Annotated in this window: 5 protein-coding genes; all 5 read right to left on the reverse strand. The window is 57.8% G+C overall.

Going from position 1 to position 7,487, the window contains the following annotated elements:
* Nucleotides 1-782: 782 nt before the first annotated feature.
* Nucleotides 783-1,220: a pseudoazurin gene (locus tag SxD43FB_RS22540; protein WP_096064036.1), complete on the reverse strand. Its 438-nt coding sequence runs from the start codon at nucleotides 1,218-1,220 to the stop codon at nucleotides 783-785.
* Between the two features lie 272 nt (nucleotides 1,221-1,492).
* Nucleotides 1,493-2,725 (reverse strand): tyrosine-type recombinase/integrase, encoded by a 1,233-nt coding sequence (locus SxD43FB_RS22545; RefSeq protein WP_096064038.1) that lies wholly within the window; start codon nucleotides 2,723-2,725, stop codon nucleotides 1,493-1,495.
* A 374-nt stretch (nucleotides 2,726-3,099) separates the two neighbouring features.
* Nucleotides 3,100-3,561: a lytic transglycosylase domain-containing protein gene (locus tag SxD43FB_RS22550; protein ID WP_096064039.1), complete on the reverse strand. Its 462-nt coding sequence runs from the start codon at nucleotides 3,559-3,561 to the stop codon at nucleotides 3,100-3,102.
* 364 nt (nucleotides 3,562-3,925) lie between these two features.
* Entirely contained in the window at nucleotides 3,926-6,880 is a 2,955-nt protein-coding gene (gene mobF / locus SxD43FB_RS22555) for a MobF family relaxase (protein ID WP_096064037.1), read from the reverse strand.
* A partial coding sequence (locus SxD43FB_RS22560; protein WP_176482899.1) for a type IV secretion system DNA-binding domain-containing protein occupies nucleotides 6,877-7,487 on the reverse strand: 611 nt, incomplete at its 5' end. The genes SxD43FB_RS22560 and mobF, both read right to left, overlap by 4 nt.

Here is a 7,487-nt window from a genome sequence, read left to right on the forward strand (position 1 = left end):
AAAAACGAACCTCATTCCCGCCCGAAACCACTGTCCCGGAATTAGCGGAATCGCTGTCCCGTATTTACTGAAATCACTGTCCGCGAATTACCGAAATCCGTGTCCGGGAATTTGCGAAACACGCACCATAGTTTGCCGTGGCGGCGTCTCGCTGACGATTCCACGATCTCGCACCGACCGTTGAACATCTCGCGTCCGTCGCACCCAATGGGATTTGCGTGTCACCGAACGTGCGCCCGCCGATCGCCAGCGTCTCATATAATCCGAGCGGGAAAGACCCCTCTATTGCAGTTCCGGGCGATCATCATTGCGAGCCGCTACAATTATAGAACCACGAGATATTAGGGAACAACTAGCTCAAGCTCGTGAGCGGGGCTGGGCGGCCGAAATCGAGGAAACATCGCCCCACCTAATGTGCTTAGCTGTTCCGATTGTCGATCGGATAGGGAAGGCTCATGCTGCGATCTCGGTCAGTATCATAGATCCCCTGCCAACACTAACCGCGCTCCTGGAACGAATTCCCTTCTTACTACAAGCGCGGCTCCAGATTGAGGATAAGCTTTTTCTCGATAGTCGATAATCAGATTCGGCTATTACGCACTACTACCCCACCAATGGCAAATTTCTATCTCAAAAATTCATTGCTATTTTCACCTGAGACATTTGCGGAAGCGCCGCTAGCATTATTTAAAGTTTCAGCTGCGACACAATGACCACCGGGAGGGGTTCTTGGCTGATCGCTAACGATGGCCGGACATCGAATTGTTCTGCGCGCTGAACGCCTACCTGATCCTTGCAATTGCCGCAATCATCCTCTTTTTAGCAAGAGGCGGCAATTCGACAGCCTTAGCGGCATCTACATCCGCCGACTTAACCGACCCAATCTGTATTAATGCAATCATGCCCATTCCAAAGTGGGGCAGGCATCTGATGCCATAAAGGCCTTGGAGTTTGGTAGTGAACACGATTTCCTTGTTAATCGCGCCCCTTAATGGCGTTGCACCCTTTGGATAGAATGCTGGAATGGTCTCTGCATTGTGCCCTTTATCAGTAGGCTTGAAAATAATCCGGTCGCCAGGCCGTGCCTTGATATAGGAGGGCTCAAACACCATAACGCCATCTATGCCATTATTTTTCATTTCGATAATAATGTCTTTTGCACAAACAGTTGCGGGAATACAGAAGAACACGGTTACAGCTGTAAATAAAAAACGAAACATAGTATTTCCTTTCTAAGATGCCAATTCCGATGAAATCAAAGATATGGTTGATTTTAGTCTATCTAAGACGGATAATTGGGTAGTTATGACAAGACTCTCCACGATCTTCTTTCGCCGCCGAAAACTCATACATCTTGCAAAGTCCACTATTATGACCGAACATACCATGTTAGGGCCATGTTATGCGGTCATTTGAGCGTTCATTCAATGGCGTTCAAAAAAAGTCGCCGCATTTCGAGCACGACGACGACGTGCACATTGATCGGCCAAGATCATTCGAGAACGCGCAACAGGCGACCGGCCGCCCCGGATTCAGCCGCCAAATTGCGATTGTACGCGAGCGGCATTCGCGGCGACTTCCAGCGCAAAGCATCCATGATACCGGCGAGATCCTCACCGCTCGTGAACAGGTCCTGGTTGAGCCCGACCCGCGTCGAATGCGCGCTGATCCCTTTAAGCAACTTTGCCAAATCGTCCATCGTCAGGTCTGACAACGCGCCAGCGTCGAATGCCCGTTGGATCATCGCGCGATAGATCGGCCCGACCGACGCCGGATGCAGCGCCCCCTCCCCCACATCATATTCGACCCGCGCTGGCACCGCTTTCTTGGGCAGCGTCTTGCGCAGATCCCAGCTCTCGCGCCCAGAAATGCTGTCGATCGACCGGCCCCGCACCGCTGCCTTGGCCTTGTAGCGTCGCACGTTCACACGCCGAAACACCGCCCCCGCCTCGATCCCAGCCGCCTCCAGCCAGGCCGCGATCGCCCGAACAGTCCGGGGGCTGAGATAAGAGGTCGCCCCCTCCCCCTCCTGGTCGCCCTTGCTGCGCGGAATGCTGAGCAGCCGGGCGTCCGGATCGATCGCCTCAATGATGTGCTCGACCTCGATCGCCACCAACTCGGAGGCGCGCAGCCCCGTGTCATAACCGGCAGAGAGAAGCGCCCGATCGCGAAGGCCCGGCAAATCCTCCGCGCAGCTTTCCAATAGCGCCCGGACATTCAGACCGCGGGGTTCGTCACGCTCGACGTTGCTGACCGGCCCCTTGAACCGCAGCGGCCGCGCCTGCTTCTGCGCAGTGCCGAGCCGGCGTCGGATTGCCTGCAGGCGCAACTTCACCAACGAGGCCAGTGTCGGATCCTTGAGATCGAGCAGCAGGTGGATCTTGGCGATCGACGCCTTGTAGCGTCCGAGCGACGCGGGCTTGCTCCCTTTCTCGGCGCGCGCGTCGAGATAATCCGCGACGGTTTCGGGCGTCGCCGGTAGCGCGACGCGATTGTGGCGCCTGCACCAGAGGTCGAACGCCTCCAGGTCGGACTTTAGCGCGCGGATGCTGTGCGGCGAGGATGCCGCCTGGTACGCGGCGATCAGCGGTTCGTTGACGACGATGCGCTCGACCGCGTGCATCTTCACTACCGCCCAGCAGAGATCATCGGCCGGTGCCATCTGCGCTGGCGCCGTTTCACCTGCAAAAAGGGCATTGTTGTCGGGGTGCGCGGGGTGATCCATCGGCATGATCTGTAGCCCACCTTACAAAGAGCCGTCAAATATGGATATGTGATAACTGCAATTATCAAGTGTCCCTACAGAGTAATAAGCAACTTATATTGTAAATAACTGAATTATTTATAGTCATAGTTTTTGTTTATTATTTGGCATGTGAGCCAATCACTTCCTTATAAATTATCATAGTATCTATATAAATTTACAAAAAGCGAGTAATTTCGACGCGACGTGATGCACATTAGCTTAGCAGCGTCACGTAGCATCGTTCATCCACACAGCGACCTGGGGGACTTCGCTGCGCCATCTGCGGGTGAAAGCACATGCTACTCACGAAACACATTGTGCACCAGGTCTGGCAAATCAAGGTCACGCCCTGTCTATCGCAGGCGAAACACAGCATCTCCGTATCTCGTCCGCATATGCCGAGCTACCGAACCACGATAGCGTATCTGCCGCCACGTCGTCGGGCTGTGATAGACGCCAATCGCCGTCCAGTAATTACCGGTCGAGCGCAGGGCAGACAGGAATATCCACCTTGCAGCCTGCGCGTTGAAGCAGGGATCAAAACGCAGCCAATGTCGCACCTGAACAGGTGAACGCCCAACAAGCGTAGCAATGCGTGGTGCCCACCAACTGTTGATCTGCAAAGGGCCGAGATCGTGAGAACCATTGCTGTTGCGAACCTCGGCACCGATCCAGCCCGCTTCCTGCTCGCGCAGTCCCCAAAGCGTTTTCTCCAACCAGGGCTGACCAAGCGAGGCTTGCAGAATGCAGGCCGCGATCCGCAGTTCCCCCTCGTCTGAGGGCTTCGAAAATGCGGGGGTGGTGTACAATGCCATAGTGATGACTGCAGTGCACACCAGCCTGAGGATGCCATATGACCTCATCTGACCCTCCGGATAGCGGTTCCAGGCGTAGTGATCGAATTGGTCGGATCACCGTAAAGTGACAGCACCGCGACTGAGCCATCTTTCAGAAATGCAGAGAGCGCTCTCCCCAAATGGATCTCGTCGGCGGCGCTACGACTGACAGAAGTCCGGCTATGCGGCTTGGTCCATCCAATGCAGCTCAGGGAGACTCTACACCATCTGGTCTGGCGCGACGTACTGAATTCAAATTGATACTCAGGCGGGACGGCGCCTGCGAAGCGCTTTCCCTGGATCAGCTGAACGGCAAATTTAGAGCGGAGCATAGGCAGTGACCTTATCGTTCAGGGCCATGAGAGGGTTCGGATTGAGGCGCTGGAGATTGGTTTTCCCGGTCGATGCCGATTTTCGGCGCTTTCTCTTCGGCACGCGCATGGTCGAGAATGCCTGCGAGAAACTTGTCGAGCACCTGCGCGATGCTCCGGGCACCGTCGGCAAGATGCTCAGCCGCGCCACGGGGTGAGCGGTCACGATAGTGGTGTTGTCGATCGAGAGCCCGATCGCGCCGCTCGTTTCGGTCTCGCTCCTGCTTGGCCCTCAGATTTTCCAGATGGCCTTCCCGGCGTTTCGAGAAGGCATCTACGCGGTCAGTCTTCAACCGGCCCAACCCTTCCGACGAAGACGTCTTTTCTCCTGATTGGCGCTCGAGTTTGGCAATCAGTTCCTTGGCGTTGTTGGTCCAGAGCCTGGCACCGAATGCCGCGCGGGTGATGGCGGTGTAGAAATTCTGGGCGTTGACCAGCGGCGATTCGACCGGCGCCAGCACGAAAACGCGCGGATAGGTTTTGGACTGGGCGGAATAGACAGTCTCTGCATAACCATGATCCCAGGTTCGGTGTTCGGACAGATCAACCCGCTGCACGCGCCCATCTCGATCCCATCCTATCGTCGCTACCGGCCCATCAAGTTTTTCGACGGTACCGCGCTCGGCATTGCGCAGACCAAGTTCGCGACTGACGAGTCGCCACTGGATACGGTCACCCTCGGCGACGTCCCGTTCTTCAGGATTGAACACATTGATGTGGCGGGCCTTCGTCGTCTGCGGATCCCAGCGTATGACGCGCCCCTGATCGTCGACGAGACGCACAACCTGGCGCCCATTGGCCTCCCGGCCTGGTCCAGCGACCCGATAGTCGGCATGCCGCGCGATACCGAGGTCTGCAATGTCCCGCTCGAAACGCACCACCTGTCCTGCCCCGTAGAAGCGGGCCATATGCTTCTGGATATCGGTTGAGCCCGCCGGGGCCAGGATGGAAAACCGGCTGTCCTCGGCAGCCAGCCCATTCTCGTTTTTCAACGCTTCGCGAATCTTACTGTTGACGATCAGCCGGGTCGCATTGTCGAGAACAAGGATATTGGTCCCTGCCCGTGATTCCGGCTTGAGCCGTATCCAGGCATTGACGACCTGCTCCGCCATCTTTTCATTGTCGTCGACGGTGTTGACGCTATCGAGCTTTGCCAATGCCTCGGCAAAGTTCCCGGCGCGCGCGGCGGTAACGGCAGCCTTGATTGATTTGGTTTCCTGCCGAACGGCTTGCGTCAACTCGACCGTCGGCAAACCCAGCCTCCGCATCAACCAGAAGGGTTTGCCCTGCTCGATCGCCCCGGTCTGTTTCTCGTCTCCGAGGAAAAGCAGCCGTGCCCCGGTCGTCCTGCTGATCTCCAGCATCCGCTGGGCTTGGCGGTTGCTGAGCTGCCCTGCTTCATCGAGAACCAGCACATGGCGGTCCGTGATCCCCTGCCCGCCGCGCGCGACAAAGCTGGCGACAGTATGGGACATGATGTTCGCCTTGCTTCCCAGTTCCGCAGCGGCCGATGATGTGGGTGCCAATGCAATCAATGTTGTTCCCGGCTCGGCCGCCTCAGCCAGAACTCTCACCAGCGTCGATTTTCCAGAACCGGCGACACCGTGAATCGCCGTGACCCGATCCCGCGTCAGCGCCGTCTCGACAAGTGCGTGCTGCTGCTGCGTGTTCAGCGACGTCCCATCGAGCACGGCCAACAAGCGATCGCTCGAAGCGATTGGACGCGCGTCATTGAGCCCAAGCGCGATATGCTGGGTCAGCGCCAGTTCCAGACGCCAAGACTTCCAGCTGGTGCGGCCACGGGTCAGTACCTTGTCACCGGTCTGCTCATGGGTAGGCAGCAATTTGCGCAGGACCTCATGTGCTGCGATCCGGGGACGGATATCGTCGAGCCGGACTTCGCCGACATGGGCAGCAAGACCGGTGCGCAATATGTCGCCTAAATTGTTGACCGCCTCGGATGTCTCCAGTTGCCGCAAGCCGAAAAGAGCCGCACGCGACGCATCGCGTTCCGTAGGCGCCGGATGCTCCCCTTCCCGACCCCGCGCCAGCGTAGCAATCTCCTGCAGCGTTTCGAGACGCTGGCCTGTCCGCTGATGCCATTGCGCGCTGAGTTCGGCCTCGCCGATCTTAACCTTCGCCTTGCGGGTGGCGTAAAAGGAAGCACGCTGGGCTTTCTGTCCCACCAGACCATGTTCGCGCGCATGGTCCTCGATCGCTTCGGCGCGCTGTGAGAAATGGTCGATCAGGTCCTTTGGTACGCCTCGTATCTCGAACAACCCAGAACGAGGATCAGCATCGATTTCATAGCCCGCTTCGCGCAAGCCGAAAGCCAGCGCGTTGCGATAGATCTGCCCGGCCACGCGCTGTTCGCCATACATGACCCGGCTTTCCAGGCTCGCCATGGGATCGCCATTCTCGCGGTTCGTCATGTTAAGTACGACAAGATGCGTATGCAGATGTGGATCGAGTTCCCGACTGCCATGCTCGGTAAAGCGGGCAACCAGGATGCGGCCCGTTGTTTCATGAACGATCTTGCCTTCATCACGGCGGCGCAACTGCGCCTGCTCTTCCAGATAGGAAATAGCTGCGGTCACCGCGCCCTCATGGGCGGCAAGCACGCGTTCGTCACCGGCAACCAGCCCCATGATCGAAACCGACTTTGGCGCATTGACCGCAAAATCCCAACCGGGATGATGCTGGATCTCGCCATCCGCGCGGTGCCGCCCGAGTTGTTGATCGCCGACTTTTCCAGCAAGTAGGTCGCGCAACAGCTTCGGATCAACAGCGCCGGAGAGGCCGAGATCGCCTGCCAGCTTCCCACCCCATGCAGACGGTTCGTTACCGCCCTTGGTGTAGTAATCGCCAACCGTGTAGTAGCGGGCGATATTGGCTGGTGTGCCATGGAGACGTTGCGGCTGGATCATGCTGGCCTCGCCCGCTCACGCGGCCCATCGTCACGGCCATGCTGGACAAGATCGGACCGGATTTCTCCCTGCTTGCCGGCAAGGATCGTCCAAAGGGTGCGGGCGGGCACGGGAAGCTCGGCATTCTCGTCATTGAGCAATATATCTTCCACACGCGGATCGATGTTCGGGGCCGGAGGCGTAAACAAATCCGGCTGCGGTGGTGCCGTCGGGGCGGCTTCTGAAGATACCGAAGGCTTCGCTGGCTTGATCTCGCCATGTGTCGCTGGCGGAGATGCCTGCGTCGCTTCCCGCTCCATTGCTTCACGGACACGTGCTTCGGCATGGGCGATGCGAACGAGCATCCCGGCCTTGTCGATCTGAATGGGGGGCGTCGTGCGTTCGAGGAAAGCTGGTCCCAACGATGGTACGTTGTTGAACCGGCTATCGAACCGCACCACGGGTAAATTGCGGCCGAAGCGCAGGAAGCCCACCAGGTTGGGCAGGTTGGTGACCTCGGTCGACATGACCAGTGGCCGCGTCACCTGCATCCGCGACAGATTGACCCCATCGCGCATGTCGTTGACCCCATAGGACATGCCCTCGTTGGCTTCGACCTGTTCGACCT

Origin of the sequence: Sphingobium sp. D43FB (assembly GCF_002312805.1) — a bacterium.
Taxonomy (GTDB): Bacteria; Pseudomonadota; Alphaproteobacteria; order Sphingomonadales; family Sphingomonadaceae; genus Sphingobium.